Annotated in this window: 25 protein-coding genes; 14 read left to right on the plus strand and 11 right to left on the minus strand. The window is 70.6% G+C overall.

The features are described from left to right. The first annotated feature begins 267 nt into the window (after positions 1-267). Both AB0N03_RS02670 and AB0N03_RS02675 read left to right on the plus strand, forming a co-directional pair. Positions 268-1,365, plus strand: a complete 1,098-nt coding sequence (locus AB0N03_RS02670) for an S-(hydroxymethyl)mycothiol dehydrogenase (RefSeq protein WP_364364292.1) — start codon at positions 268-270, stop codon at positions 1,363-1,365. 65 nt (positions 1,366-1,430) lie between these two features. Further along, entirely contained in the window at positions 1,431-1,985 is a 555-nt protein-coding gene (locus tag AB0N03_RS02675) for a gamma-glutamylcyclotransferase family protein (protein WP_364364295.1), read from the plus strand. Here the strand turns inward: AB0N03_RS02675 and AB0N03_RS02680 are convergent. After that, the gene (locus AB0N03_RS02680; RefSeq protein WP_364365318.1) at positions 1,963-3,381 is read right to left on the minus strand and encodes an FAD-binding oxidoreductase; all 1,419 of its coding nucleotides are present in this window, start codon (positions 3,379-3,381) and stop codon (positions 1,963-1,965) included. The two genes, AB0N03_RS02675 and AB0N03_RS02680, sit on opposite strands and share 23 nt — an antisense overlap. 298 nt (positions 3,382-3,679) lie before the next feature. Here AB0N03_RS02680 and AB0N03_RS02685 point away from each other — a divergent pair, with 298 nt between their 5' ends. The 7 genes from AB0N03_RS02685 (at position 3,680) to AB0N03_RS02715 (ending at position 10,301) form a co-directional block, all read left to right on the plus strand. Beyond that, the gene (locus AB0N03_RS02685) at positions 3,680-4,243 is read left to right on the plus strand and encodes a helix-turn-helix domain-containing protein (protein ID WP_364365321.1); all 564 of its coding nucleotides are present in this window, start codon (positions 3,680-3,682) and stop codon (positions 4,241-4,243) included. Then, complete coding sequence (locus AB0N03_RS02690; protein WP_364364298.1) at positions 4,240-5,781, plus strand: glycerol-3-phosphate dehydrogenase/oxidase; 1,542 nt, start codon at positions 4,240-4,242, stop codon at positions 5,779-5,781. The genes AB0N03_RS02685 and AB0N03_RS02690 overlap by 4 nt, the downstream gene beginning before the upstream one ends. 328 nt (positions 5,782-6,109) lie before the next feature. Next, positions 6,110-6,379: a helix-turn-helix transcriptional regulator gene (locus AB0N03_RS02695; protein WP_284742952.1), complete on the plus strand. Its 270-nt coding sequence runs from the start codon at positions 6,110-6,112 to the stop codon at positions 6,377-6,379. Next, a complete protein-coding gene (locus AB0N03_RS02700) occupies positions 6,376-6,924 on the plus strand; it encodes a hypothetical protein (protein WP_364364300.1) in 549 nt (182 codons plus the stop codon). Before AB0N03_RS02695 ends, AB0N03_RS02700 begins: the two co-directional genes overlap by 4 nt. Further along, the gene (locus tag AB0N03_RS02705) at positions 6,917-7,831 is read left to right on the plus strand and encodes an ATP-binding cassette domain-containing protein (protein WP_364364303.1); all 915 of its coding nucleotides are present in this window, start codon (positions 6,917-6,919) and stop codon (positions 7,829-7,831) included. Before AB0N03_RS02700 ends, AB0N03_RS02705 begins: the two co-directional genes overlap by 8 nt. Continuing rightward, complete coding sequence (locus AB0N03_RS02710) at positions 7,828-9,018, plus strand: ABC transporter permease (protein ID WP_364364306.1); 1,191 nt, start codon at positions 7,828-7,830, stop codon at positions 9,016-9,018. Before AB0N03_RS02705 ends, AB0N03_RS02710 begins: the two co-directional genes overlap by 4 nt. Positions 9,019-9,092: 74 nt before the next feature. After that, positions 9,093-10,301, plus strand: coding sequence for a glycosyltransferase (locus tag AB0N03_RS02715; RefSeq protein WP_364364309.1), 1,209 nt, complete (start codon positions 9,093-9,095; stop codon positions 10,299-10,301). On the opposite strand, the gene AB0N03_RS02720 is transcribed toward AB0N03_RS02715, so the two are convergent. From AB0N03_RS02720 to AB0N03_RS02735, 4 genes are all read right to left on the minus strand, one after another. After that, on the minus strand, positions 10,291-11,637 hold the full coding sequence (locus AB0N03_RS02720) for a deoxyribodipyrimidine photo-lyase (RefSeq protein WP_364364312.1): 1,347 nt from the start codon (positions 11,635-11,637) through the stop codon (positions 10,291-10,293). The genes AB0N03_RS02715 and AB0N03_RS02720 overlap by 11 nt on opposite strands. Before the next feature lie 67 nt (positions 11,638-11,704). Then, positions 11,705-13,021 carry a citrate synthase gene (locus tag AB0N03_RS02725; RefSeq protein WP_364364315.1) on the minus strand — a complete coding sequence of 439 codons (1,317 nt, stop codon included), beginning with the start codon at positions 13,019-13,021 and terminating at the stop codon, positions 11,705-11,707. A gap of 197 nt (positions 13,022-13,218) precedes the next feature. After that, positions 13,219-14,160, minus strand: a complete 942-nt coding sequence (locus AB0N03_RS02730; protein ID WP_364364318.1) for a carbohydrate kinase — start codon at positions 14,158-14,160, stop codon at positions 13,219-13,221. 41 nt (positions 14,161-14,201) lie between these two features. Further along, entirely contained in the window at positions 14,202-14,783 is a 582-nt protein-coding gene (locus AB0N03_RS02735) for a TetR/AcrR family transcriptional regulator (RefSeq protein ID WP_364364321.1), read from the minus strand. A gap of 112 nt (positions 14,784-14,895) precedes the next feature. On the opposite strand from AB0N03_RS02735, the gene AB0N03_RS02740 reads away from it, so the two are divergent. Together AB0N03_RS02740 and AB0N03_RS02745 are read left to right on the plus strand one after the other, a co-directional pair. Continuing rightward, entirely contained in the window at positions 14,896-16,032 is a 1,137-nt protein-coding gene (locus tag AB0N03_RS02740) for an acyl-CoA dehydrogenase family protein (protein WP_364364323.1), read from the plus strand. 49 nt (positions 16,033-16,081) lie between these two features. Beyond that, positions 16,082-16,705, plus strand: a complete 624-nt coding sequence (locus tag AB0N03_RS02745) for a Uma2 family endonuclease (protein WP_364364326.1) — start codon at positions 16,082-16,084, stop codon at positions 16,703-16,705. Here AB0N03_RS02745 and AB0N03_RS02750 read toward each other — a convergent pair. Genes AB0N03_RS02750 through AB0N03_RS02760 form a run of 3 tightly spaced genes read right to left on the minus strand, consistent with a single transcriptional unit; the run spans position 16,687 to position 19,288 of the window. Next, positions 16,687-17,904, minus strand: a complete 1,218-nt coding sequence (locus AB0N03_RS02750) for an amidohydrolase (RefSeq protein ID WP_364364329.1) — start codon at positions 17,902-17,904, stop codon at positions 16,687-16,689. The genes AB0N03_RS02745 and AB0N03_RS02750 overlap by 19 nt on opposite strands. A gap of 20 nt (positions 17,905-17,924) precedes the next feature. Next, complete coding sequence (locus AB0N03_RS02755; protein WP_364364332.1) at positions 17,925-18,416, minus strand: GNAT family N-acetyltransferase; 492 nt, start codon at positions 18,414-18,416, stop codon at positions 17,925-17,927. Continuing rightward, positions 18,383-19,288, minus strand: coding sequence for an aldose 1-epimerase family protein (locus tag AB0N03_RS02760; protein WP_364364335.1), 906 nt, complete (start codon positions 19,286-19,288; stop codon positions 18,383-18,385). Before AB0N03_RS02760 ends, AB0N03_RS02755 begins: the two co-directional genes overlap by 34 nt. 65 nt (positions 19,289-19,353) lie before the next feature. Between AB0N03_RS02760 and AB0N03_RS02765 the strand changes: the two genes are divergently transcribed. From AB0N03_RS02765 to AB0N03_RS02775, 3 genes are read left to right on the plus strand one after another with little or no spacing between them, the layout of a single operon-like run. Beyond that, entirely contained in the window at positions 19,354-19,932 is a 579-nt protein-coding gene (locus AB0N03_RS02765; RefSeq protein WP_364364338.1) for a TetR/AcrR family transcriptional regulator, read from the plus strand. Continuing rightward, entirely contained in the window at positions 19,932-20,828 is an 897-nt protein-coding gene (locus AB0N03_RS02770; RefSeq protein ID WP_364364341.1) for an MBL fold metallo-hydrolase, read from the plus strand. The genes AB0N03_RS02765 and AB0N03_RS02770 overlap by 1 nt, the downstream gene beginning before the upstream one ends. After that, positions 20,825-21,649 carry an MBL fold metallo-hydrolase gene (locus tag AB0N03_RS02775; protein ID WP_364364344.1) on the plus strand — a complete coding sequence of 275 codons (825 nt, stop codon included), beginning with the start codon at positions 20,825-20,827 and terminating at the stop codon, positions 21,647-21,649. Before AB0N03_RS02770 ends, AB0N03_RS02775 begins: the two co-directional genes overlap by 4 nt. Positions 21,650-21,653: 4 nt before the next feature. Here the strand turns inward: AB0N03_RS02775 and AB0N03_RS02780 are convergent, their stop codons facing one another. The 3 genes from AB0N03_RS02780 to pdxH all read right to left on the minus strand — a co-directional run bounded on the left by AB0N03_RS02780 (position 21,654) and on the right by pdxH (position 24,351). Next, positions 21,654-22,208, minus strand: a complete 555-nt coding sequence (locus AB0N03_RS02780) for a DUF3558 family protein (RefSeq protein WP_364364347.1) — start codon at positions 22,206-22,208, stop codon at positions 21,654-21,656. Positions 22,209-22,232: 24 nt separating this feature from the next. Continuing rightward, positions 22,233-23,501 (minus strand): MFS transporter, encoded by a 1,269-nt coding sequence (locus AB0N03_RS02785; protein WP_364365324.1) that lies wholly within the window; start codon positions 23,499-23,501, stop codon positions 22,233-22,235. A gap of 172 nt (positions 23,502-23,673) precedes the next feature. Beyond that, positions 23,674-24,351 carry a pyridoxamine 5'-phosphate oxidase gene (gene pdxH / locus AB0N03_RS02790; RefSeq protein WP_364364349.1) on the minus strand — a complete coding sequence of 226 codons (678 nt, stop codon included), beginning with the start codon at positions 24,349-24,351 and terminating at the stop codon, positions 23,674-23,676. Positions 24,352-24,509 lie beyond the last annotated feature (158 nt).

Genomic DNA, 24,509 nt, shown 5'->3' on the forward strand with positions numbered 1-24,509 from the left:
CGCAAGAACGGCCTCCACATCATCACCGCGCTACGCGACGCCATCACCGGAAACCCCTGGCTGCCAACGAACACCGAAATGCCCTGAACAGTTACCATTCAAGACGTTCGAACGCAGCCGCCCGCTCAGCACCGACCGACCCGAGTTGCGAAGAGCGCAACCAGTTGCGCATCAATCACCGAACCTCACTCATGCGGATGTCGCCATCTCCGCGTGATCCGTGATTAGCTGCGGGCAGAACCAGCAAAAGCCGGAAGGTGGATTCGCATGCCGTACGAGGTCCAGGGGGTCGTTTCGGGGGCGAAGGGCGAGCCCGTTTCGCTGGAGACCGTGCTCGTGCCCGATCCCGGGCCGGGCGAGGCCGTCGTGAACGTGCAGGCCTGCGGGGTCTGCCACACCGACCTGCACTACCGCGAGGGCGGGATCAACGACGACTTCCCGTTCCTGCTCGGCCACGAGGCCGCCGGCGTCGTCGAAGCCGTCGGCGAAGGCGTCACCGACCTCGAACCCGGTGACTACGTCATCCTCAACTGGCGCGCCGTCTGCGGCACCTGCCGCGCCTGCAAGCGCGGCAAGCCCTGGTACTGCTTCTCGACCTTCAACGCCACCCAGCCGATGACGCTCCAAGACGGCACCAAGCTGTCGCCCGCGCTCGGCGTCGGCGCCTTCCTCGAGAAGACGCTCGTCCACAGCGGACAGTGCACGAAGGTCAACCGTGAGGCCGAACCCGCGGTCGCCGGGCTGCTCGGCTGCGGTGTCATGGCCGGGCTCGGCGCGGCCATCAACACCGGCGCCGTCACCCGCGGCGACTCGGTGGCGGTCATCGGCTGCGGTGGCGTCGGCGACGCGGCCATCGCGGGCGCGAAGCTGGCTGGCGCCACGACGATCGTCGCGATCGACATGGACGACCGGAAGCTGGAGTGGGCGAAGGACTTCGGCGCCACGCACACCGTCAACAGCAAGGGCCTCAGCGAAGAAGCCGTCGTCGAAGCCATGCAGGACGCGACGAACTCCTTCGGTCCGGATGTCGTGATCGACGCCGTCGGCCGCCCGGAGACCTGGCGGCAGGCGTTCTACGGGCGCGATCTGGCCGGCACGGTCGTGCTCGTCGGCGTGCCGACGCCGGAGATGCGCCTGAACGACCTGCCGCTGATCGACTTCTTCTCGCGCGGCGGCTCGCTCAAGTCGTCGTGGTACGGCGACTGCCTGCCGAGCCGTGACTTCCCGATGCTGGTGGACCTCTACCTGCAGGGCCGGTTGCCGCTCGACAAGTTCGTCACCGAGCGCATCGGCGTCGACGGCGTCGAGCAGGCCTTCGAGCGCATGCACCACGGTGACGTCCTGCGCAGCGTGGTGACCTTCTGACCCTGTTCACCGACGACGAATACCCGGCCGAGCCCTACCCGGGGACTCGGCCGGGTTATTCGTTCGTGCACGTCGACGGCGTCGGGCATCCCCTCGGCACCGCGCCCGGCGGCTGGCGCGACCGGATGGCCGTCCTCGCTTACGGCTCGAACGCGAACCCGTCGAAGATCACCTGGCTGCGCGGGCGGCTCGGGCTCGAAGGGCCGGTCGTCGTCGCGCACGCGCGCTGCGGCGGGCTCGCCGCCGTGTGGGCGGCCGGCTTCCGCGTGGTCGACGACCAGCGCCCGGCCACCCTCACCGCGATGGACGGCGTCGAGGAGCACGCCATCTGGTTCGTGACGCCGGATCAGCTCGCCGTGCTCGACCGCTGCGAGGGCCGCGGCACGCGCTACCACCTGGCCCGGTTGACCCAACCCGACATCACGCTCGAAGACGGCACCCGCCTGACCGAGGTCCACACCTACGTCGGCGCCGCGCCGATCCGCTACCCGCTGCTGGTGGACGGCAACCCCGTGCGCACCACCGACGTCCCGCAGGCCGACGCGGCGAAGCTCGACGGCGTCGCCGCGGACGGCCACGGCGTCCCCTGCGAAGTGCTCAGACCAGCTTCCCCGGGTTGAGGATCCCGGTCGGGTCGACCGCCGACTTCGCCGCGCGCAGCACCTCGACGCCCAGCGAACCGATCTCCGCCTTCAGGTACGGCGCGTGGTCGACGCCGACGGCGTGGTGGTGCGAAATCGTGCCCAGCCCGGTGATCGCTTCGCACGCCGCCGCTTTCGCGCGCTGCCATTGGCTGATCGGGTCGGTCTCGTCGCGAGCCGTCAACACCGTGAAGTACAGCGACGCGCCGGTCTCGTACGCGTGCGAAATGTGGCACATCACGATCGACCGGCCCAGCGACGCCGTCAACGCCGCCCGGACGTCGTCGCGCAGTTCGTCCACAGTGGACCAATAGGCCGCGGTCTCCAGCGTCTCGACGCAGATTCCTTGGTCCATCAGGACATCCCGCTGCCGGGGACCGGCGAACCGGCCGTGCCGCCAGGACTCGCCGAGCGCCTTCCCGACGCGCACCGCACCCGACGCCTTCAACCGGCGCGTCGTCTCGCGGCGGCGCAGCGCCACGTCGTGCGCAGTGCCTTCCCAGCCGACGATGAGGAAGCACGGCCGCGCCACCCCGCGTGCGGCGAGGTACTTGCGCAGCGCCGTCGTCTTGAGACCGGCGTTCAGCGCCAGGGAGACTTCGGTTTCGTCCCCGTCGGACAGCCGGGTGATGTCCGCGAGCGCGTGGTTCTGCGCGAGGTCGCGGACGGCCTCCCGGCCCGCTTCCCAGCTCGGCAGCGCGTAGCCCTCGTATCGCTTGACCGGCGGCGCCGGGCGCACCCGCAGCGAGACCTCGGTGATCACGCCGAGCGTTCCCTCGCTGCCGACCGCGAGCTGGCGCAGGTCGGGCCCGGCGGCCGACGCCGGCGCGACGCCGAGCTTCCACTCGCCGCGCGGGGTGGCCAGCCGCACACCCTTGACCATGTCTTCGAACCGCCCGTAGCCCGACGACGCCTGCCCGGCCGAGCGCGTCGCCGCGAAGCCGCCGATCGTGGCCCGCTCGAACGACTGCGGGATGTGCCCGAGCGTCAGGCCGTGCTCGCCGAGGAGGCGCTCGGCCTCGGGACCGCGGACGCCGGCCTGGAGGACGGCGAGGCGCGACTCGGCGTCGACCGACACCAGCGCGTCGAGCCGGACGAGGTCGAGCGCGATCACCGACGCCTTGTCCCCGCGCAGCGCCGCGACCCCGCCGACGACCGAGGTGCCGCCGCCGAAGGGCACCACTCCGATGTCGTGCCGGACGCACGCGTCGAGTACCGCTTGGACTTCGTCCGGACCGGCGGGCAGCACGACCGCGTCGGGGACCGGGAAGTCCGCGGTGGGCGAACGCCGGCGCAGCAAGTCGAGGTAGGACAGCCCGGTCGCGCGCGCCAGCCGGGCCGCGTCGTCTACCAGCACGTTCTCCGCGCCGACCACTTCGGACAACGCGGCGACAGCAGATTCGTCCAGTTTCGGTGACGGTATTTCCACCGGCAAATCGCCCGCCGGGGCAGCACCGGGAGCCGTCTGGCCTATACGCTGTTCAAGCCACTCGGCCGCCCGCACGGGCAGCCGGGCGGCATCGGCGGCTTCCGAGGTCCAGGACCGTCGAAGGCGGTGGTCAATGAGCGCGTTCACCGATACAGTGTGACATATGGACGTGAAACGTCACACAATGGAGACCGCGGGATCCTCCGCGCTCGCGGACACCCGCAGCCGTCAGACGGCCACCCGCGTGGCCGATGACGTGCTGCTCGACGCCGCGCGCGCGTGCGTGCTGGCCGTCGGTGTGCGCCGCACCACACTCGCCGAAATCGCCCGCACCGCGCGCGTCAGCCGGATGACGGTGTACCGCCGCTTCCCCGACGTCCGCAGCGTGCTCGCGGCGTTGATGACTCGCGAGTTCAGCGGGTTGCTGCGCACGGCGAGCGAACGCGGCGCCGAGGCCGCGAACAGCCGCGAGCGGCTCGTGCTCATCGCGTCGGCCGGCGTCCGCGCGCTGGCGGCCGACCCGCTGTTCCGCACGCTGCTCGACGTCGACCCCGAACTGGTCCTCCCGTACATCGTGGAGCGGCTGGGCGCGACGCAGAAGTTCGCCGAACAGGCGATGCACCAGCTGCTGGAGGCCGGTCACCAGGACGGGTCGATCCGGCGGGCGCCGGTCGCGGCGCAGTCCCGGTCGGTGCTGCTGGTGGTCCAGTCCTTCGCGTTCTCGCTGCGGCCGGCCACGGCGGACGTCGGCGAGGCGGCGCTGCTGGCGGAGTTCACCCACGTGCTCGACGCGGCGCTGAAACCGTGACGTCCGGCTCGCTCAACGCGCGGCGCCGCGAACGCGAGCTCGCGGAGCTGGCGGCGGGCGAGCGCGTCGACGTCGTCGTGGTCGGCGGCGGCGTCACCGGCACGGGCATCGCCCTGGACGCGGCTTCGCGCGGGTTGTCGGTGGCGCTCGTCGAGGCGCACGACCTCGCGTTCGGGACGTCCCGCTGGTCGTCGAAGCTCGTGCACGGCGGCCTGCGGTACCTGGCGCACGGCGAGTTCGGCTTGGCGCACGAAAGCGCGGTCGAGCGCGGCATCCTGATGACGCGCACGGCCCCGCACCTGACGCGGGCGATGCCGCAGCTGTTCCCGTTGTACCCCAGCACCTCCCGCGCGCAGCAGGCACTGGTGGCGGCCGGTCTCCGGGCCGGCGACGGCCTCCGCCGGGCGGCGCGGACGCCGTCGTCGGTGCTGCCGCGGCCGCGTGCGATCCCGTTGGCCGAGGCGTTGGCCCTGGCTCCCGGGCTTTCTCCGGTGGGCCTACGCGGCGCCTTGCTGGCTTACGACGGCGCGTTGGTCGACGACGCGCGGCTGGTGGTTTCCCTGGCGCGGACGGCAGCGTCGTTCGGCGCCCGGATCTTGACGCGGCTTTCGGCTGCCTCGGTTTCCGCGGACCGGGTGACGGCGGTCGACGGCGTTTCGGGTGACACGCTGGAGATCCGCGCGCGCCAGGTGATCAACGCGACGGGCGTGTGGGCGGGGACGCTGACCGGCGCGGTGCGGTTGCGGCCGTCGCTGGGTTCGCACCTGGTGCTCGCGCCGGGGACCGTTCCGTTGGGCACGACGTCGGTGAACATCCGGGTCCCGGGCGAAACGAACCGGTTCGTGTTCCTGCTCCCCCAGCCGGACGGCCGCGTCTACTTGGGACTTACGGACGAGCCGGTTTCGGGTTCGATCCCCGATGTGCCAACGGCTCCCGAGTCCGATGTGGACTTCCTGCTGTTGTTGGCCTCTTCGGTACTGGCCCGGCCGCTGACCCGGGCCGACGTGGCCGGTTCGTTCGCGGGCTTGCGGCCGCTGATCGAGGGGACGGGCGGGCGATCGGCGGACCTGTCCCGCAAGCACGCGGTGCTGGTGGGCTCGGACGGGCTGCTGACGGTGGTCGGCGGCAAGCTGACCACGTACCGCCGGATGGCGCAGGACGCGGTCGACGCGGCGGTTCGCCTCGCCGGCCTCAGTGCCTCGCCTTGCCGAACCGCGCGATTGCCGTTGCTGGGAGCGGCTTCGCGGCCACATCTGTCTCTTGTGGACGCTTCGCCGCGACTCGTGGGTCGTTATGGCACGGAGGCCCCCCGGGTGGCGGCATTGGGCGAACTGGACGCGGAGTTCGCAGTCCCGGTGGCCCCCGGCTCGGACATCACGGCGGCCGAGGTGGTGTGGGCGGTCCGCAACGAGGGGGCGCTGGACGTGGCGGACGTGCTGGAGCGCCGGACGCGGTTGGCCTTGATCCCGGCGGACGCCGAGGCCGCGCAGGCGCGGGTGGCGGAGCTTGTCGACAAGTCGCTCGCCGGGCTCGCTTGACTCAGGGGCCGGGCCCACCCTTCCCTGGGGCGACGGCAGCCCGAATGTCAAGGCTCCGGCAAAGCCACGGCCGCGTGCGGAGCCGGGTGTCGCGAATGAGTCATTGGGGACGCCGGAGGTCCCGAATGACTCATTCGCGACGTTGGGCGGGGGTTGGCGACGTCATGAACGACTCTTTCCTGTCGTCCAGCGTCATGAACGACCCTTTCATGACGCCCCGCCCCGGCAAACGCGACTTTGCCGAGGCCCTGAGTGCCCACCCTGTGCACCACCGGGCTTGATGTTCACTTAACTTGACGACCCGTTGGGTTTTTGCAACAGTTACCCCATGAGCCCGGTCAGACGCGGCAAAGAGCTGCCGATCTACAACCGGCTCCCCGTGCTCCGGGCCGAGCGCGGGCTGAGCAGGGCCGCGCTCGCGAACGCCGTCGAGGTCAATCCTCAAACCATCGGCGCTCTCGAGCGGGGCGATCACTATCCGAGCCTGGACCTGGCCTTCCGGATCTGCGCGGTGTTCGACCTGCCGGTCGAAGCGGTGTTCAGCCGCGCGCCGTTCACGCCACTGTCCACTCAGGTCTACCGCGAGGGGGGAGCATGACCGCACAACCGGGCCGGCTCGCGGCCTACTGGGAACGCCGGCTGGACGAGATGGACGAGCGCGAACTGCGGCACTCCCGGCGACTGCCGGGCTGGCGCACCCGCCGGCGGCGCCGGGCCCTCACCCGGGCACTCGTGCTCGCCGATCTCGGGCTGATCGCCGGCGCCTCGATCTTCACCACGGGCAGCGAATGGCTCTTCAGCAGCCTCTGGGGCGGCGGCATCCTCCTCGGTGGCGCGTCGTTCGTGCTGCTGCGGATCCTCACCGGCCGGATGAGCGGCGGCTTCTCGCGGCTGCTGGACGAACGCGAGCGCGAGTGGCGCCACCGCGTCACCTACGTCGGCTTCCAGATCCTGAGCTACCTGATGATCGCCGCGATGCTCTACACCGTCGTCGTCGCCCACACCGAAGACGGTGGCCTGCGCGGCGCCATGATGATGTCCGCGCTCCTGGTCACCGGCACGACCATCCCGACCATCGTGCTCGGCTGGTCGCTGCCGGACGACGACCCCGAAGATTTCGAAGAGGGGATGGGGAATGCCTGAGGGGACACTGGAGATCGACGGGATCTCCAAGCGCTACGGGGCCAAAGTCGCGCTGGACGGCGTCACGTTCGACGTCCGCGCCGGCGAACTGTTCGGGTTCGTCGGCAGCAACGGCGCCGGCAAGACCACGACCATGCGGATCGCGCTGGGCGTGCTCACCGCCGACAGCGGTGAGGTGCGCTTCAAGAACGAAAAGATCACGCACGAAGCCCGCACCCACTTCGGCTACATGCCCGAGGAACGCGGGCTCTACCCGAAGATGAAGGTCCTCGAGCAGCTGGTCTACCTCGCCGAGCTGCACGGCCTCGGCGCGAACGAGGCCCACCGCAACGCGGAGAACTGGATCGGCAGGCTCGGCCTGGCCGAGCGCCGCAAGGACGAGGTGCAGAAGCTGAGCCTCGGCAACCAGCAGCGCGTCCAGCTGGCCGCCGCGCTCGTGCACGACCCGGCCGTGCTGGTGCTCGACGAGCCGTTCTCCGGCCTCGACCCGCTGGCCGTCGACGTCATGAGCGGCGTGCTGCGCGAGAAGGCCGCGGCCGGCGTGCCGGTCATCTTCTCCAGCCACCAGCTCGACCTCGTCGAGCGGCTGTGCGACCGGGTCGGGATCATCCGCAACGGCCGGATGGTCGCCGTCGGCACCGTCGGCGAGCTGACCGCCGGCGCGAGCAGCAAGCTCGTCGTCACCGCGCCGGCCGCGCCCGAAGGCTGGGCCGCGGGCCTGCCCGGCGTGCGCGTCCTGGAAAACCACGGCACCACCACCGTGCTCGACCTCGACCCGAGCGCCGACGACCAGGCCGTGCTCGCCGCGGCGCTGGCCACCGGGCCGGTCACCGAGTTCAGCCGCCGTCGCCGGTCGCTGACCGAACTGTTCCGCGACGCGGTCTCAGAAGAGGGGGTCCCGCGATGAGGAAGCTGAGTGGCCGGCGAGCCGTCTGGCTCGTCATGAAGCGCGAGCTGAACACCCGGCTGCGCACGCGTTCGTTCGTCATCGGCACGGTCGTGATGCTGGTGCTGCTGCTGGGGTACGTCGGCTTCCAGACGTCGCTGGCGGGCGCGGCGGACAAGAACACCGTCGGGCTCACCGGCCAGGCCACCGGGATCGCGCGGCAGCTGCAGGTCGAAGCCGCTCAGTCCGGCCGGCAGATCTCGACGGTCACCGTCACCGACCCGGCCGAGGGCCGGCAGAAGGTCGAGGACGGCGACCTGGACGCGCTCGTCTCGGGCAGCGCGGCGAAGCTGACCGCCACCTACAAGTCCTCTTTGGACGACCAGCTGCGCAAGGTGCTCGACCTGGTGGCCCAGCAGCAGGTGCTCGACGGCGTCCTGTCGTCCGCACAGCTCGAACCGGCCGACGTGATGGCGCAGGTCGACGGCACCCACGTGCAGGACGACCCGATCTCGCCCGAGCCCGCGGATCACACGCAACGCCTGATCATCGGCTTGATCGTCGCGTTCCTGCTCTACATCAGCATCATCACCTACGGGATGATGGTCGCCCAGGGCGTCGTCGAGGAGAAGTCGAGCCGGGTCGTGGAGATCCTGCTCGCCAGCGTGCGGCCGTGGCAGCTGTTGCTGGGCAAGGTGATCGGGCTCGGCCTGGTCGGGCTGACGCAGCTGGTGATCCTGGCCGCGGCCGGGCTCGTGGCGGCGTCGGTGACCGGGGTGTTCACGCTGTCCGGCTTCGCGACCGGCACGTTGCTGTGGGGCCTGCTCTGGTACCTGCTCGGCTTCCTGCTGTACGCGACGATCTACGGCGCACTGGGATCGCTGGTGTCGCGCCAGGAGGACACGCAGTCGGTGGTCACGCCGCTCAACATCATCCTGATCGTCGGGTTCATCTCCGGGATCAACCTGCTGCTGCAGGACCCGTCGGGCACGGGGGTGAAGGTGCTTTCGCTGATCCCGCTGCTCTCGCCGATCCTCATGCCGGCCCGGATCTCGACCGGCGCGGCGGCAGGCTGGGAGATCGCGCTCTCGCTCGGGCTGACGATCGCGCTCGTCGCGCTGCTCACCTGGCTGGGCGGCAAGATCTACGGCAACAGCGTGCTGCGCATCGGCAGCCGCATCAAGCTCTCGGAGGCATTGCGCGGCTGAGGTCCGTCCACAGTGTCGGGCTACGGCGGAAACCACCGTCCTGACCGGCAAACCGCTGAACCGGGAGTGATCGAGTGCGTGTTCTGTTGTCCGGGTACGACTCGCGTGGGGGCGTCGAGCCGCTGGTGGCGCTCGCGGTGCGGCTGCGGGCGCGCGGTGCCGACGTGCGGGTGGGCGCGCCACCCGACGAGGAGTTCGCGCGGCGGCTGGCCGGCGTCGGCGTGGAGATGGTGCCGATCGGCCAGGCCGTGCGGCCGCTGGTGACCGGGGCGAAGCCGCCGACGGCGAAGGGCCTCCCCGAGCGGGCGGCCGAGCTGATCGCCGCGCAGTTCGCCGCGGGCGCCGACGGGTGCGACGCGGTGGTGGCGACCGGCCTGGTGCCCGCGGTGGCCGCGGCGCGGTCGGTGGCCGAGCTGCGCGGCATCCCGTACCTGTACGCGACGTTCCAGCAGCTCACGCTGCCGACGCCACACCACCCGCCGCGGCTGACGCACGCGGGCCGGTCGCTCCCGCCGGAGACCGACCACCGGGCGCTGTGGAAGCTGGAAGCCCGGAACATCGACGCGCTGTTCAAGACGTCGCTCGACACCCAGCGGGCGGCCCACGGCCTGGCGCCGGTGGACAGTGTCCTCGGCTACGTGCTCAGCGACCGCCCGCTGCTGGCGACGGACCCGGTCCTCGATCCGTGGCAGGAGACGACCGACCTCGACGTCGTGCAGACCGGCGCGTGGATCGTGCCGGACGATCGCCCGCTCTCCGCCGACCTCGAAGCTTTCCTTCGAAAGGGCGAACCACCCGTGTACGCGGGCTTCGGCAGCATGCCCATGCGTGCTTCGCAGGACGCCGCCCGCGTCGCCGTCGAAGCGATCCGTGCGCTTGGCCGTCGCGCGGTCGTCGCGCAGGGCTGGGCCGGCCTCGGCCACTCCGACGAGCGCGACGACTGCTTCGTCGTCGGCGAGGTCAACCACCAGGCGCTGTTCGGCCGGTGCGCCGCCGTCGTGCACCACGGCGGCGCGGGCACCACGACGACCGCCGCCAGGTCGGGCACGCCCCAGGTGGTGGTCCCGCAGAACGGCGACCAGCCGTACTGGGCCGGCCGCGTCGCCGAGCTGGGCATCGGCGCGGCGCACGACGGCCCGGCCCCGGCCGTCGAGTCCCTGTCCGCCGCGCTCGAGACGGCTCTGGCGGCCCAGGCGCGGGCGGCCGCCGTCGCCGCCACGATCCGCACCGACGGCGCGGACCTGGCCGCGAAGCTGGTGCTCGACGAGATCGCTACGAGGTGATCTTCCCGTACCGCTCCAAGGACACCTGGCGCTCGTGGGCGTGGTCGACCATGGGCTCCGGGTAGTCCTCGGGGCGGTCCTTCAGCTGGTGGACGGCCTTTCCCGCGACCGTCCGCAGCTCCGGCACGTACTTGCGGACGTAGTCGCCGTTCGGGTCGAACTTCTCCCCCTGCGTCGTCGGGTTGAAGATCCGGAAGTACGGCGCCGCATCCGTGCCGGACCCGGCGACCCACTGCCAGTTCAGCTGGTTCGACGCGAGGTCGCCGTCCACGAGGTGCTTCATGAAGTGCCGCGCCCCGAGCCACCACGGCAGGTGCAGGTCCTTCACGAGGAAGCTCGCGACGACCATCCGCACGCGGTTGTGGATCCAGCCCTCGGCCAGCAGCTGCCGCATTCCGGCGTCGACGATCGGGTAGCCGGTCTTGCCCGCGCACCACCGCTCGAAGGCCTCGCGGTCGTCGTCGTGCATCATCGCGTCGAACCGCTTGTCGTAGTTCTTGCGCGCGGTTTCCGGGCGGTGCCACAGGACGTCGGCGTGGAACTCGCGCCAGCAGAACTCGCTGCGCAACGACTTCGCGCCGACGCGGTCGTCACCCTCCAGGTCGGCCAGCAGCGTCCGCGGGTGGACGCAGCCCCAGCGCAGGTACGGCGAAAGCCGCGTCGTGCCTTCGCGGTCCGGACGATCACGATCGGAGTCGTAGGTCTCGATGCCGTCGTCCAGGAACTCGTGCCAGACGTCGAGCGCGGCCTGCTCACCCGGCTCGGGCAGCGTCGCGGAGACCTCGGGCGGCTGGGGGATCTCGAGCGAGCGAGGCGGTACCACCCAGTCCACAAGGGACGGTCCGGTGTCGGCGGGAGAGTGCCAGCCGTGCGCGGTCCACGCCCGGCGGAACGGCGTGAAGACGCGGTACGGATCGCCGTCCGGCTTGGTGACGCGGCCCGGCGTGACGGCGTACGACGAGCCCGTCTCGACCCAGTCGATGTTGTTCTCCGCCAACGCTTTCGCGACTTCGGCGTCCCGGCGGCGGCCGTAGGGCCCGGTGTCTGCGCTGACGTGCACCGCAGCGGCACCGATCTTCTTCGCGGCCTTCACGACCTCGGTGGCCGGTTCGCCGCGCACCAGCATCAGCCGTCCGCCGAGCTGCTCGTTCAGCTTCTCCAAGCACCCGTAGAGGAACGCCTCGCGCGGCGCGCCGCCCGGCTTCAGCAGCGCCTCGTCGAGGACGTACAGCGCGAGGACGTGCTTGCTGTGCTTCGACGCTTCGAGCAAGGCAGCGTGGTCGCCCAGCCGCAGGTCGCGGCGGAACCACACGACGACGGGTGCTTCTTTGGTCACGCGGCCCAACGATAAGCGCCCCGCCGTGCCAGTGCACGACGGGGCGTTTACGTCAACCAGCCGGGGCTCAGCGCTCCGACATCGGGGTGTAGTCCCGCGAAGCGTGGCCGGTGTAGATCTGCCGCGGGCGGCCGATCTTGGTGGCCGGGTCGTTGATCATCTCGCGCCAGTGCGCGATCCAGCCCGGGAGCCGGCCCAGCGCGAACAGCACCGTGAAGAACTTCGTCGGGAAGCCCAGCGCCCGGTAGATCAGGCCGGTGTAGAAGTCCACGTTCGGGTACAGCTTGCGCGAAACGAAGTAGTCGTCCGAAAGCGCGGTCTCTTCGAGCTTCTTGGCGATGTCGAGCAGCTGGTCGCCGCCCTTCAGCTTGCCGAGGATCTCGTCCGCGGTGTTCTTGATGATCTTCGCGCGCGGGTCGTAGTTCTTGTAGACCCGGTGCCCGAAGCCCATCAGCTTCACGCCCTTTTCCTTGTTCTTCACCCGCTCCACGAACTTGGCGACGTCGCCGCCGTCGTTCTTGATGCCCTCGAGCATGTCGAGGACCGCGGCGTTCGCGCCGCCGTGCAGCGGGCCGAACAGCGCGTTGATGCCGGCCGAGATCGACGCGAACAGGTTCGCCTCGGACGAGCCGACCAGGCGCACGGTCGAGGTCGAGCAGTTCTGCTCGTGGTCGGCGTGCAGGATGAACAGCAGGTCGAGCGCCTTCGCGACGTCCGGGTCGACCTCGTACGGCTCGGCCGGGAAGCCGAACGTCATGCGGAGGAAGTTCTCGACCAGGCCGAGCGAGTTGTCCGGGTACAGCAGCGGCTGGCCGACGGACTTCTTGTACGCGTACGCGGCCAGGGTCGGGACCTTGGCGAGCAGCCGGATGGTGGACAGCTCCACGTTCGGCTCGTCGAACGGGTCGAGCGAGTCCTGGTAGAAGGTCGACAGCGCCGACACCGCGCTGGACAGCACCGGCATCGGGTGCGCGTCGCGCGGGAAGCCGCTGAAGAACGCCTTCAGGTCCTCGTGCAGCAGCGTGTGGCGCTGGATCTTCCCGGTGAAGTCGGCCAGCTGCGCCTCGGTCGGCAGCTCGCCGTAGATCAGCAGGTAGGAGACCTCGACGAAGGTCGACTTCTCGGCCAGCTGCTCGATCGGGTACCCGCGGTATCGGAGGATCCCGGCGTCACCGTCGATGTAGGCGATGGCGGACGACGCGGCGCCGGTGTTGACGAACCCGGGGTCGTAGGTGATGTACCCCGTCTGCGCCAGCAGCTTCCCCAGTTCGATCCCGGGCGCGCCCTCGACCGGGTGGACGATCTTGAACTCGTGCTCGCCACTCGGCAGGGTCAGCTTCGCGGTTTCGCCGCCGGACTGCCCCGCAGTCGTCGCGTCGGACATACAAGTCCCTCTCACGTTCGGCACGGGTCGGCGGCGCCTGCGGGTTCCACAGGTAGCCACGTGTTGACGCGAGGAAACACTGGCGCCTCGCTGCACACCGCCCCGCTGGGGTATGAAGAATGCCTCTCTACGCTAGTCGAGAAACGGGTGTTCGCGCAGCGGTGGCGTTGCTCATGGGGGCCCCTTTGGGACCAGGTTCACACGGCGGCCGCAATATCGGCGGACGTGGGCGGCTCGGCCCCGCTCCGAGAAACGGTGATGGACGCCGCCTTCGCCGCGAATTCCAGCGCTGCACGCCACGCTCCCGCGTCGAGAGAGGCCAGGTCGGTGATCTCGCGGGTGTGCAGCCAGGCCAGCAGCGCACCCTGGATCGTGTCGCCGGCGCCGATGGTGTCGACCACCGTCACCTTCCGCGACGGCACGTGGGCCAGCTCACCTGCGGCGGTGATCACCGCGACGCCGTCGGTGCCCCGGGTGAGCACCACGGCGTCCACTCCGGACTCGATCCACGTCTTCGCGGCGGCGACCGGGTCGGCGCCTTCGGTGAGCCACGCGGCGTCGTCGTCGGAGATCTTGAGCAGCCGGACGTCCGGCAGCCAGGACGTGAACCGGGCCCGGTAGGCCGCCGGGTCGGTGATGAGCGCTTCGCGGATGTTGGGGTCGAGGACGGTCAGCACGCCGCGGGCGGCCTCGCGCCGCAGCATCGCCTCGTACGCCGACGCGCCGGGTTCGAGGACCATCCCGAGGGTGCCCAGCGAGAGCGCGGTCACGTTCTCCGGGAGCGGTCCCGGGTCCGCGACGAGCCGGTCCGCGGTGCCCTCGACGTAGAACGTGTAGCGCGCGGCGCCCTTCGCGTCGAGGGCGACGACAGCGAGCGTCGTCGGCTCGTCACCGCGCTGCAGCAGCGCCGTGTCGACGGCGGAGGCGTGCAGCCGCTCGACCATCGCTTCGCCGAAGCGGTCGGTGGACACGCGGGAGAGGAACGCCGTCGGCACGCCGAGGCGGCCGGCCGACAGCGCGACGTTGTACGGACCGCCACCGAGCCGCGGCAGCAGCGCGCGCAGCCCACCGTCCACAGTGGAATCCAAGGGGTCGCCGGGAACCAGGTCGACCAGAGCTTCTCCGCCTACGACGATCACGCACGGAGTTTAATGGAGTTCCGGCTGACAATTCCTGTCCGCTATTTGTTCAGGCCGCCGAGCAGCAGCTCACCCAGGGCGGTGAACGCTTCGGCGTCGGACACGTCGATCCGCTGGCCGAGCACGCCGGTCTGGATGCCTTCGACGATCAGCCCGGTCATCTCGGCCACGAGCCGGGCGTGGACGTCGCGGAAGACGCCGTCGGCGACACCCTGGTCGATGAACTGACGCAGCCGCTGGGCCGCGAACCGGCTGTTGACCTGGTAGGCCTCACGCGCGGGGCCGAACTCGGCGAGGTCGCGCATGAACGACGGCGACGCCCGGTTCAGGTGCTCGGCGACACCGGCGAGGTACTCCCCGATGAGCTTGCGGGCGTCGTCGATCCCGGCGATCCGCTCTTCGATCCGCTCGCCGGCGCCGCGGAAGAAGTGGGTGACGACCTTGACGGCGAGCTGCTCCTTGCTCGGCGCGAGCGCGTAGAGCGTCGACTTCGAGCAGCGCAGGCGGCCGGCGAGGTCGTCCAGCGTGAAGTCGGCGAAGCCCTCCGCGAGGAAGAGCGCCTCGAGGTCGCCGAGCAAGGCCCGCTGACGCGCGGTCGGCCGGCGGCGGGGTTCCGGGGGCATGGCTCACTGTCTCCTACGTCTTCCGGCCACCCCAGGCAGGTCTTACTGTACTCTAAGCGGGCCCACAGTACTGTTTTCAGTACTGTTTTCAGTACCGCTTTGGAGGACGACGATGCCCGCCGAACGCCTGCTGCCGGATTCGGACGCCGAAGACCTGGTCGCACTGGCCCGGGAGATCGCCCGTGACGAACTCGCGCCCCGGGCGGCGGCCGCCGAGGAGGCCGAGCAGTTCCCGCGCGAGCAGTTCCGCCTGCTGGGCAAGTCCGGGCTGCTGGGCCTGCCGTACGCGGAGCGCTGGGGCGGCGGCGACGTCCGGTACGAGGTGTACCTGCAGGCCCTGGAGGAGATCGCGACCGCGTGGATGACGGTCGGCGTCGGGCTGTCGGTGCACACGATGTCCTGCTACGCGCTCGCGGAGTACGGCACGGACGAGCAGCGCGACGAGTGGTTCCCGGACATGCTCGAAGGCTCGCTCTTGGGCGCGTACGCCCTGTCGGAGACGCAGGCGGGCTCGGACGCGGCCGCTTTGTCGACACGCGCGCGTCTCGACGGTTCCGACTACGTCGTGAACGGCACCAAGGCGTGGATCACGCACGCGGGCGTGGCGGACTTCTACACGACGATGGTGCGCACCGGCGACTCGGAGATCTCCTGCCTGCTGGTTCCCGGGGCGACCGAAGGTCTCTCGGCGGCACCGCGCGAACGCAAGATGGGCCTCACCGGCTCCCCGACGGCCCAGCTGATCTTCGATGGCGCGCGAGTGTCTTCTTCGCGGCGGCTGGGCGAGCCGGGAGCGGGGATGCGGATCGCGCTGTCGTCGTTGAGTTCGGGCCGGCTCGGCATCGCGGCGTGCGCGGTGGGCCTGGCCCAGGCGGCGCTGGACGAGGCGGTGGCGTACGCGAAGGGCCGCTCGCAGTTCGGCCGGGCGATCATCGACTTCCAGGGGATCGAGTTCCTCCTGGCCGACATGGCGGCGGCGGTCGAGTCTTCGCGGGCGTGCTACCTGGAGGCGGCGCGGCGGCGTGACCGCGGGTTGCCGTTCCAGCGGCAGGCATCGATCGCGAAGCTGGTGGCGACGGACGGCGCGATGAAGGTGACGACGGACGCGGTCCAGGTCCTCGGTGGGGCCGGGTACACGCGGGACTTCCCGGTGGAGCGGTACATGCGCGAGGCGAAGGTGCCGCAGATCTTCGAGGGCACGAACCAGATCCAGCGGCTGGTGATCGCGCGGGAGCTGAAGAAGGCATAGCCCGATCGAGCGGGGACTGTCTCGCGCTTGCGACGGATACGGTGGGGCGATGCCCGGCCATCTGCTGACCATCGACGAGTACGCGGCGCTCGGGGAAACCGGCTTCGGCTTCACCGAGCTGACCGAGGGCCGCGTCGTGACCTGCCCCGGTTCCGGCCGGGCGCACGACATGGCGGCGTGTCTGCTGGCCGGACAGCTCGAACGGCAGCTGCCGCCCGGGCTCGCGTTCGCCGTGGCCACCGATCTCGACCTGTGCCTGGTTCCCACGGGCGAACCCGGGTTCTCCCGCCGGCCGGATCTGCTGGTCTTCGGCCGGGGCGCGCTCGCCAAGACCGGCGGCCTGCTGCGCGCCGACGAAGTGCTCGTCGTGGCCGAGATCGTGTCGCCGGGCTCGAAGCGCACCGACTACCGGGTCAAGCACGCCGAGTACGCCGATGCGGGGATCCCGCACTACTGGATCGTCGACCTCGCCGGGCCGGTCTCCTTGGTCGCGTGCCGCGCGGGTGCGACCGGCTACCGCGACGCGCCGGCGGTCACCGGCACCTTCACCACCGACGTCCCGTTCCCGGTCGAGATCGACCTGGCCGCGCTCCTCGGCGGAGATGATCGGACGGCACGCCGGAACCGCCCGGTAACCGGCGTGCCGTCCGAAACTCAGCGGGTCTCGCGGTAGCGGCGGTCCTTCGACACGCCTTCACCCAGAGTCTCGTCGAAGAGGTACACCTCGTCGCCCCGGACGAACACGCGCTGCGCCCGATTCATCACATCGAGCGGATCTCCGGACCACAGCACCACGTCCGCGTCCAGGCCCGGCTTCAGCGAGCCGATCTGGCCGTCGAGACCCAGCATCGACGCCGGGTTGATCGTCAGCGAGCGCAGCGCCGTCGCCGGGTCGAGGCCGTCCTTGACCGCCAGGGCGGCCTGGTAGACCAGGAAGTTGATCGGGATCACCGGGTGGTCCGTCGTGATCGCGATCTTGACGCCGGCGCGGGCCAGGATGCCGGCCGACCGCAAAGTCCGGTTGCGCAGCTCCACCTTGGACTTCGTGGTGAACAGCGGCCCGAGGATGACCGGGACGTCGCGCTCGGCCAGCAGGTCCGCGATCAGATGGCCCTCGGTGCCGTGGTTGATCACCAGTTTGTAGCCGAACTCGTCGGCCAGCCGCAGCGCCGTCACGATGTCGTCCGCGCGGTGGACGTGCTGGTCCCAGTACAGCTCGCCGTCGAGGACCTTGGACAGCGTCTCCATCGTGAGGTCGACCTCGTGCGGCTTGCCCTCGGCCTCCGCGTGCGCGCGCTTGGCCTGGTAGTTGCGGGCCTTGGTGAACGCCTCGCGCAGGATCGCCGCGACGCCCAGCCGGGTCGACGGCGTCTGCTTCTTCTCCCCGTACACGCGCTTCGGGTTCTCGCCGAGCGCGCTCTTCACGCTGACGTGCTCCGCGAAGACCATGTCGAGGATGCTGCGGCCCCAGGTCTTGACGCCGATCGTCTGGCCGCCGATCGGGTTCCCCGACCCGGGCTTGATGACGACGCTCGTGACGCCGCCGGCCAGCGCGTCGTCGAAGCCGGACTCGTAGGGGTCGATGCCGTCGACGGCGCGGAAGCGGGCGCCGTTCGGGTCGGTCATCTCGTTGGTGTCGTTGCCGGACCAGCCTTCGCCGTCCTCGTGCACGCCGAGGTGCGCGTGGGCGTCGATGAAGCCGGGCAGTACCCAGGTGCCCGCCGCGTCGACCAGTTCGGCGTCCTCCGGGATGTCGACATCCGCCTCGGTGCCGACCGCGACGATCTTGCCGTCGTCGATCAGGACCGTGCCGCCTTCGATGGGATCACCGTCGATGGGGACGACATGGCCCCCGACAATTGCCTTCGCCATAGTTCGCCACGCTAACGAACTCACTCGGGCGGCCGCACGCGGGCCTTCTCCAAGTGCACCAGTTCGTGGTTGTTCTCCGGCGTCCGGTGCGTCTCGCGGTAGCCGTGCTTCGCGTACAGGTGTAGCGGCCCCACGCTTTTCGAGCCGGTGAAGAGCCGGAACAGCGTCACCTCCGCAGGTGCTTCCGACTCCATGAACCGCAGCAGCCCGCTGCCCAGCCCGCCGCCCTGGCGGTCGGGCGCCACGACCAGCCTGCCGATCACCCCGACGTGTCCGGTCACCGTCAGGCGCACCGACGCGACCAACCGGTCGTTCTCCCGGATGCCCCAGGACAAACACGACGAAAGCGCCGCCCGCGTCTCGTCCAGGGTCTCCAGCAGCGGCGGCAGGTCCCAGTCGTCGTGCGCGCGGGCTTCGGTGACGTACGCCGCGCGTTGCAGCGTCAACACTTCGCCCGCGTCGGAGACGCCGAGCCGCTTCACGAGACTCGGATGCCCCAGCTGCCCGACCACGACGTCGCCGGCTCGAGCTCGATCAGGTCCGTCCCGGTGTTGAGCGCGTCCGCCGGGCAGGTCATCGGCTCGATCGCGACCGCGCGGCCGCGGCCGACCAGGTCGTCCGGGGTGAACACCTGCGCCCAGTGGAAGTCCGGGCCGGTCCAGACCAGCAGCCGCTGCTCCTCGTGGGCCAGGACGAAGTGGTGCAGCCCGTCGTCGGCCGCCGCCAAGGACCCGAACGCCGTGTCCAGGTCGACGCCCGCGAGCACCCGGCCGGCGCGGAAGTCGTACTCCGTGCCCTCGACGTCCTGCTCCGGCGCGTACGGCATCTGCTCATCGCCCCGGTACGGCCGGACGCGGCTCGCCGGCAGCGTCAGGGTCAGCTCGTCGGTCGGGACGTCGCCGATCCGGAAGTACGGGTGTGTCCCGACGCCGACGCCGATCGGCCGCTCGCCCTCGTTGCGGATCTCGTGGGTGATCGTCAGTTCGCGCGGCGAAACCTCGTAAGTGACGGTCGCGCGCAGCGGCACCGGCCAGCCCGGCTGCACCTCGACGTCGACGGCCAGGGTGATCGACGACTCGGCGTGCTCCAGCAGCTCCCATTCGAGGTGCCGGGTCAGGCCGTGGATGGCGTTGCCGCGCGCCTCTTCGGTGACCTCGAGCTGCTGCTCCTCGCCCTGGAACGTCCACTTGCCACTCTTGGTCCGGTTCGGCCAAGGCAGCAGCACCTGCCCAGCGCCCTTCGGCGGCTTCGCGTCTTCGGGGAACTCCTCGACGTACGGCACTCCGCCGACCTCGAACGCGCGCAGTCCCGCGCCGATTTCGGTGACGACGGCGCGCGCGTTGCCGCGGGTGATCTCGAACTGCTGACCGGTCGGGTTGCCCATGCGAAGACCTTACCGAGAACCATACTTACTAGACCGGTCGTCATAGTTTGCGCTACAGTCACGCCATGGTCCGTCGCACCGACACGCGGCAGCGGATGCTCGACACCGCCGCCGACCTGTTCCACTCGCAGGGCTACCACGCCACCGGCCTCACCCAGCTGACCACGGCCGGGGGCGCGCCGAAGGGGTCGCTCTACTTCCACTTCCCCGGCGGCAAGGAGCAGCTCGCCGCCGAGGCCGTCCGGCTTTCGAGCGAGCGCACCGGCGCGCTCCTCGAAGCGATCCTGCGTGACGCACCGGACGCCGTGACCGCGATCGACCGCGCGGTGGACGCGCTCGCGGGTTTCCTGACCGAATCGGGCTTTCGGCGCGGGTGTCCACTCGCGACGGTCGCGCTCGACGCGGCCGCGGAGAGCGAACCGATCCGCGAAGCCTGCGCCGACGGCTATTCGACTTGGCACGACATCCTTCGCAACTACCTTGCGGGACAAGAGCTTTCCGCCGAACGCGCGGACGAGCTGGCCACCGTCGTGCTCGCCGCGATCGAAGGCGGGCTGCTGCTGGCCCGCACCCGCCGCGACCTCGCGCCGCTGCGCGCCGTCGCCACCCACCTGCACGCCACCCTCGACCGGGAGTTCTCCTGATGCGCGTCCACCACCTGAACTGCGGCACCCTGCGCCCGCTCGGCGGCGGGCTGATCGACGGCCGGCCGGGCCTGTTCCGGCGCGCCACCATGGTCTGCCACTGCCTGCTGCTCGAAACCGGCACGGGCCTCGTGCTCGTCGAAACCGGGATGGGCACACCGGCCGCCGTCGACCGGAATGCCTGGCTGGGTGCGGGTTTCGTCCGCCAGTCCAACCCGGTCGAAGATCCCGCGCAAACCGCGATCGCGCAGATCCGCGCGCTCGGCTTCGACCCCGCGGACGTCCGCGACATCGTGCTGACCCACCTCGACCTCGACCACGCCGGCGGGCTCATCGACTTCCCGTGGGCGCGCGTGCACGTCTACGCCGAAGAGCTGCGGGCGTTCCGGGAGCCGCGCGACGCCGCCGAGCGCGGCCGCTACCGCACGATCCAGTTCGCCCACGGTCCACAGTGGACGTCCTATGCGGACACCGGCGAACCGTGGTTCGGGTTCGACGCCGTCCGGCAGCTCGACGGCCTGCCGCCGGAGATCCTGCTGGTCCCGCTCTCCGGGCACACGCGCGGTCACGCCGGGGTCGCCGTCGACACCGGTGAAGGATGGCTGCTCAACGCCGGCGATTCGTACTTCTTCCACGGGCAGGTCGACCCGGCCCCGCACAGCCCGCCCGGCCTGAAGTGGTTCGAAGGCCGCGTGGAGACGGTCAAGGGTGCCCGGCTGGACAATCACCGCCGCCTGGGCCAGCTTGTTCAGGAGCACGGCGACGAGGTGACCGTCTTCGCCGCGCACGACGAGACCGAGTTCCTCCGGCTGAGCTCCAGTGACAACCGGGGCTTCCCCCCGGGCCGGGGGCTTCGCCACCCGGACCCCCGAAAAACGAGCAGGAGCAGGGTATGAAGGTGCACCACCTGAACTGCGGATCGATGCGCCCGGCGGGCGGCAAGCTGCTCGACGGCGAGCCCGGCCTGCTGCGGCGGGCGGAGCTGGTCGCGCACTGCCTGCTGATCGAGACCGGCGACAGCCTGGTGCTGGTCGACACCGGGTTCGGCAGCCAGGGGGTGGCCCGACCCGGCGAGTGGCTGGGCCGGCCGTTCATGGCGATGGTCGGCGCGCGGGTCGAGGCCGCCGAGACGGCCGTGGCGCAGATCAAGGCGCTGAAGTTCGACCCCGCCGACGTCCGGCACATCGTCGCGACGCACCTCGACGTCGACCACGCGGGCGGGCTGGCCGACTTCCCGAACGCCGTCGTGCACGTCCGTTCCGAGGAACACCGGGCCGCGACGTCGCCGTCGAACGCGGCCGAGAAGAACCGCTACCGCGCGGCGCAGTTCGCCCATCGCCCGCTGTGGAGCACCTACGACGAGCGGGGCGAGCCGTGGTTCGGCTTCGAGGCGGTCCGGTCGTTGAAGGGGCTGCCGGAGGAAATCCTGCTGGTCCCGCTCACGGGCCACACGCGCGGCCACACGGGCGTCGCGGTCGACACGGGCGACGGCTGGCTCCTGCACGCGGGCGACGCGTACTTCTTCCACGGCCAGCTGGACCCGGTCGCGCCGCACTGCCCGCCGGGCATGACGGCGTTCCAGAACCTCGTCCAGACGGACCGAAAGGCCCGGCTGGCGAACCTGGAGCGGCTGCACGAGCTGGCGCGCGAGCACCAGGACGAGGTCAAGGTGTTCTCGGCGCACAGTCCGGTCGAGCTGGCCGCACTGCGCCGCTGACCGGTCAGCTGGCGTCGAGGGCCGCCTTGACCAGCGGGGCCATCTGCTCGGCCGTCATCTTCGCCGGGCCCGTGTAGTTGACCAGCACCGGCGTGCCCGACACCAGCTCGGCCGACGCGAGCGTGGCCGTCTTCTGCTCGTCCACGTAGAACACCGCGCCGTCCGGGAAGCCGGCCACGTCCTGCGCGCCCGCCTTCGCCTTCTTGATCGACGCCACCATGTCCGCCGGCTTCGCCTGGCGGCCTTCGTAGCGGGTCACCGCGAGCGCGCCGGCGGCCTTGCCGTTGAGCTGGTACTCGCAGCTGCGGGCTTTGCCGCCGTTGGCCGCGTTGTCCTGGACCGGGCCCGCCACCGCCTGGAGGTTGTCCAGGAACAGCGCCTTCGACACGGCGGCCGCGGGCAGCAGCTTGCACGGGTCCAGCGACGCCGCCGCGGCGTTCGAGCTCGGCTTCGGCGCGGACGACGGCTTCGACGACGAAGGCGTCTTGGCCGGCTCGTCGCCCGAAGAGCAGGCGGTCAAAGCGGCAAAAGCGACCAAAACGACAGCAAAGGTACGCATATCCGGCACCCTAGCCCGGAAGAACTAAGCGGTGGGAGCCCGGTACCGCCAGAACGCCGGGAGCAGGAACATCGACGCGCAGACCGCCACGATCACCAGCAAGCCGCCGACACTCGCCGCGGCCGCCGTGCCGAACGCGGCCGCGCCCCAGCCGTGGACCAGGTCGGCGATCCGCGGGCCGCCGGCGACCACCACCGTGAACACACCCTGGAGCCGGCCGCGCATCTCGTCGGTGGTCGCGACCTGCAGGATCGCCATCCGGTAGACCGCGCTGACCATGTCCGCCGCGCCGGCCACCGCCATGAAGACGACCGCGAGCCAGAGCGAGTGCGCGAGCCCGAACGCCGCCACCGCCGCGCCCCACGCGCAGATCGCCACGACGACCGCGACGCCCTGGCGATGGATGCGCGTCAGCCAGCCGGAGAACAGGCCGATCAGCATCGCGCCCGCGGGCAGGGCGGCGTAGAGCCAGCCGAGCGCGGGGCCGCCGCCGGGTGGATCGCCGAACGTCCGTTCGGCCATTTCCGGGATCAGCGCGCGCGGCATGCCGAAGACCATCGCGATGATGTCGGCGACGAACGAGGCCAGCAGCACCTTTTTCGTCGCGAGGTACCGGAAGCCTTCGATGACGTCGCTGACGCCCGCGCGCCGCGACGGGCCGTTGAGCGGCGGGAGCGCGGGTAGCCGCCAGACGGCGAGCAGCGTGATCGTGAGGGCGACGACGTCGATCAGGTAGAGCGTCGAAAGGCCGAGGACCGGGATGAGCGCACCGGCGAGCAGCGGGCCGAAGACGGCGCCGAAGGTCGACATCGTCGAGCTCAGCGCGTTGGCCGAGGGCAGCAGCTCACCGGGCACGAGCCGCGCGACGACGGCGCCGCGCGTGGGCATGTTGATCGCGAAGAGGGCCTGGTTGACGGCCAGCAGGGCGAGGACGAGCCACACCGAGCTGAAGTTCAGGAAGGCTTGCAGCCACAGCAGCGCGGAGGTGATGGCGACGAGGACGTTGGTGACGACGAGCAGCTTCCGCCGGTCGACGGCATCGGCGACGGCGCCGCCCCAGAGGCCGAAGATCAGCAGCGGGACGAGCGCGACGAGCCCGGTGAGGCCGACGTAGGCGGAGGACCCGGTGAGGTCGAAGACCTGCTTGGGCACGGCGACGGCGGTCAGCTGCGTGCCGACGGCGGTGACCACAGTGGACAGCCAGAGCCGCCGGAAGGCCGGGATCTTCAGCGGCCGGGTGTCGACGATGATGCGGCCGAGGAGCTTGCGGACACCGCCCGGACGGGGCGGCAAGGTCTCGGGCTCGGAAGTCACAACCGATGAGTTTAGCTGGGCTAACTATCTCGGGTCGCGTGATTTCCGTCGCCCGGGAGAGCGCCCCAATATGGCCTTCGGTGCGTCAGACGCACCCAAGGCGGCCTTCGGTGCGTCAGACGCAACCAAGGCCGCCTTGGGGCGCTGGCACTCAGGGGGCGACGCGCTCGATGTTCCAGCCGTCGTCGTTCCGGACGTACCGCAGCCGGTCGTGCATCCGGTCCTCGCGTCCCTGCCAGAACTCGACCAGGTCGGGCCGGATCCGCCACCCGCCCCAGTGCGGCGGAGCCGGGATCTGCTCGACGTCCGCGAAGCGGCGCTCGATGCCGCTCAACGCGTTGTCCAGCGCGCGGCGGCCGTCGACCACCCGGGACTGCGGGGACGCCCACGCCCCCAGCTGCGAACCGCGGGGGCGCTGGGCCCAGTACTCCGCCGTCTCCTTGACGCCGACCTTCTCGACCTCGCCGCGGACGTGGACCTGGCGGTGCAGCGCGTACCAGGGGAACGTCACCGACGCGTACCGCGTCGCCGTCAGGTCGTGGCTCTTCTCCGACGTGTAGTTCGTGTAGAACACGACACCCCGGTCGTCGAGGCCCTTGCACAGCACGGTGCGGGAGGACGGCCGGCCTTCGGCGTCCGCCGTCGCCAGCACCATCGCGTTGGGTTCGGCGATCCCGGCGGCGACGGCCTGGTTCAGCCAGCCCTGCAACTGATCGGTCCAGGTGGCCGCCAGCGCGGATTCGTCGAACGCGGCACCGTCGTACGCGACCCGCATCCCGGGCAGGCGAACCACGGCGTCTTCCACGTGATCCTCGATCCTCGGCGTCATAGCCAAACCTCCACGCCCGGTCGGGGCATCAGTCGACTTCGGCCCTAGGCACGTTAGGGCCTTCCGAGCTGCAGCGGAACCCACTGAACGGTGACACCCGACACCACTTCGGCGCCATCAGCCCGTAACCGCTGGACAGCAAGCCGTAACTCCCGCGT

It is taken from the genome of Amycolatopsis sp. NPDC051061 (genome assembly GCF_040682935.1).
Lineage (GTDB): Bacteria > Actinomycetota > Actinomycetes > Mycobacteriales > Pseudonocardiaceae > Amycolatopsis.

Excerpts from the sequence above, each read along its gene's own strand:
- AB0N03_RS02670 (WP_364364292.1), top strand. The coding sequence starts at position 268 with ATGCCGTACGAGGTCCAGGGGGTCGTTTCGGGGGCGAAGGGCGAGCCC.
- AB0N03_RS02695 (WP_284742952.1), top strand. The coding sequence starts at position 6,110 with ATGAGCCCGGTCAGACGCGGCAAAGAGCTGCCGATCTACAACCGGCTC.
- AB0N03_RS02700 (WP_364364300.1), top strand. The coding sequence starts at position 6,376 with ATGACCGCACAACCGGGCCGGCTCGCGGCCTACTGGGAACGCCGGCTG.
- AB0N03_RS02705 (WP_364364303.1), top strand. The coding sequence starts at position 6,917 with ATGCCTGAGGGGACACTGGAGATCGACGGGATCTCCAAGCGCTACGGG.
- AB0N03_RS02710 (WP_364364306.1), top strand. The coding sequence starts at position 7,828 with ATGAGGAAGCTGAGTGGCCGGCGAGCCGTCTGGCTCGTCATGAAGCGC.
- AB0N03_RS02725 (WP_364364315.1), bottom strand. The coding sequence starts at position 13,021 with ATGTCCGACGCGACGACTGCGGGGCAGTCCGGCGGCGAAACCGCGAAG.
- AB0N03_RS02735 (WP_364364321.1), bottom strand. The coding sequence starts at position 14,783 with ATGCCCCCGGAACCCCGCCGCCGGCCGACCGCGCGTCAGCGGGCCTTG.
- AB0N03_RS02740 (WP_364364323.1), top strand. The coding sequence starts at position 14,896 with ATGCCCGCCGAACGCCTGCTGCCGGATTCGGACGCCGAAGACCTGGTC.
- AB0N03_RS02745 (WP_364364326.1), top strand. The coding sequence starts at position 16,082 with ATGCCCGGCCATCTGCTGACCATCGACGAGTACGCGGCGCTCGGGGAA.
- AB0N03_RS02750 (WP_364364329.1), bottom strand. The coding sequence starts at position 17,904 with ATGGCGAAGGCAATTGTCGGGGGCCATGTCGTCCCCATCGACGGTGAT.
- AB0N03_RS02760 (WP_364364335.1), bottom strand. The coding sequence starts at position 19,288 with ATGGGCAACCCGACCGGTCAGCAGTTCGAGATCACCCGCGGCAACGCG.
- AB0N03_RS02765 (WP_364364338.1), top strand. The coding sequence starts at position 19,354 with ATGGTCCGTCGCACCGACACGCGGCAGCGGATGCTCGACACCGCCGCC.
- AB0N03_RS02770 (WP_364364341.1), top strand. The coding sequence starts at position 19,932 with ATGCGCGTCCACCACCTGAACTGCGGCACCCTGCGCCCGCTCGGCGGC.
- AB0N03_RS02775 (WP_364364344.1), top strand. The coding sequence starts at position 20,825 with ATGAAGGTGCACCACCTGAACTGCGGATCGATGCGCCCGGCGGGCGGC.
- AB0N03_RS02780 (WP_364364347.1), bottom strand. The coding sequence starts at position 22,208 with ATGCGTACCTTTGCTGTCGTTTTGGTCGCTTTTGCCGCTTTGACCGCC.
- pdxH (WP_364364349.1), bottom strand. The coding sequence starts at position 24,351 with ATGACGCCGAGGATCGAGGATCACGTGGAAGACGCCGTGGTTCGCCTG.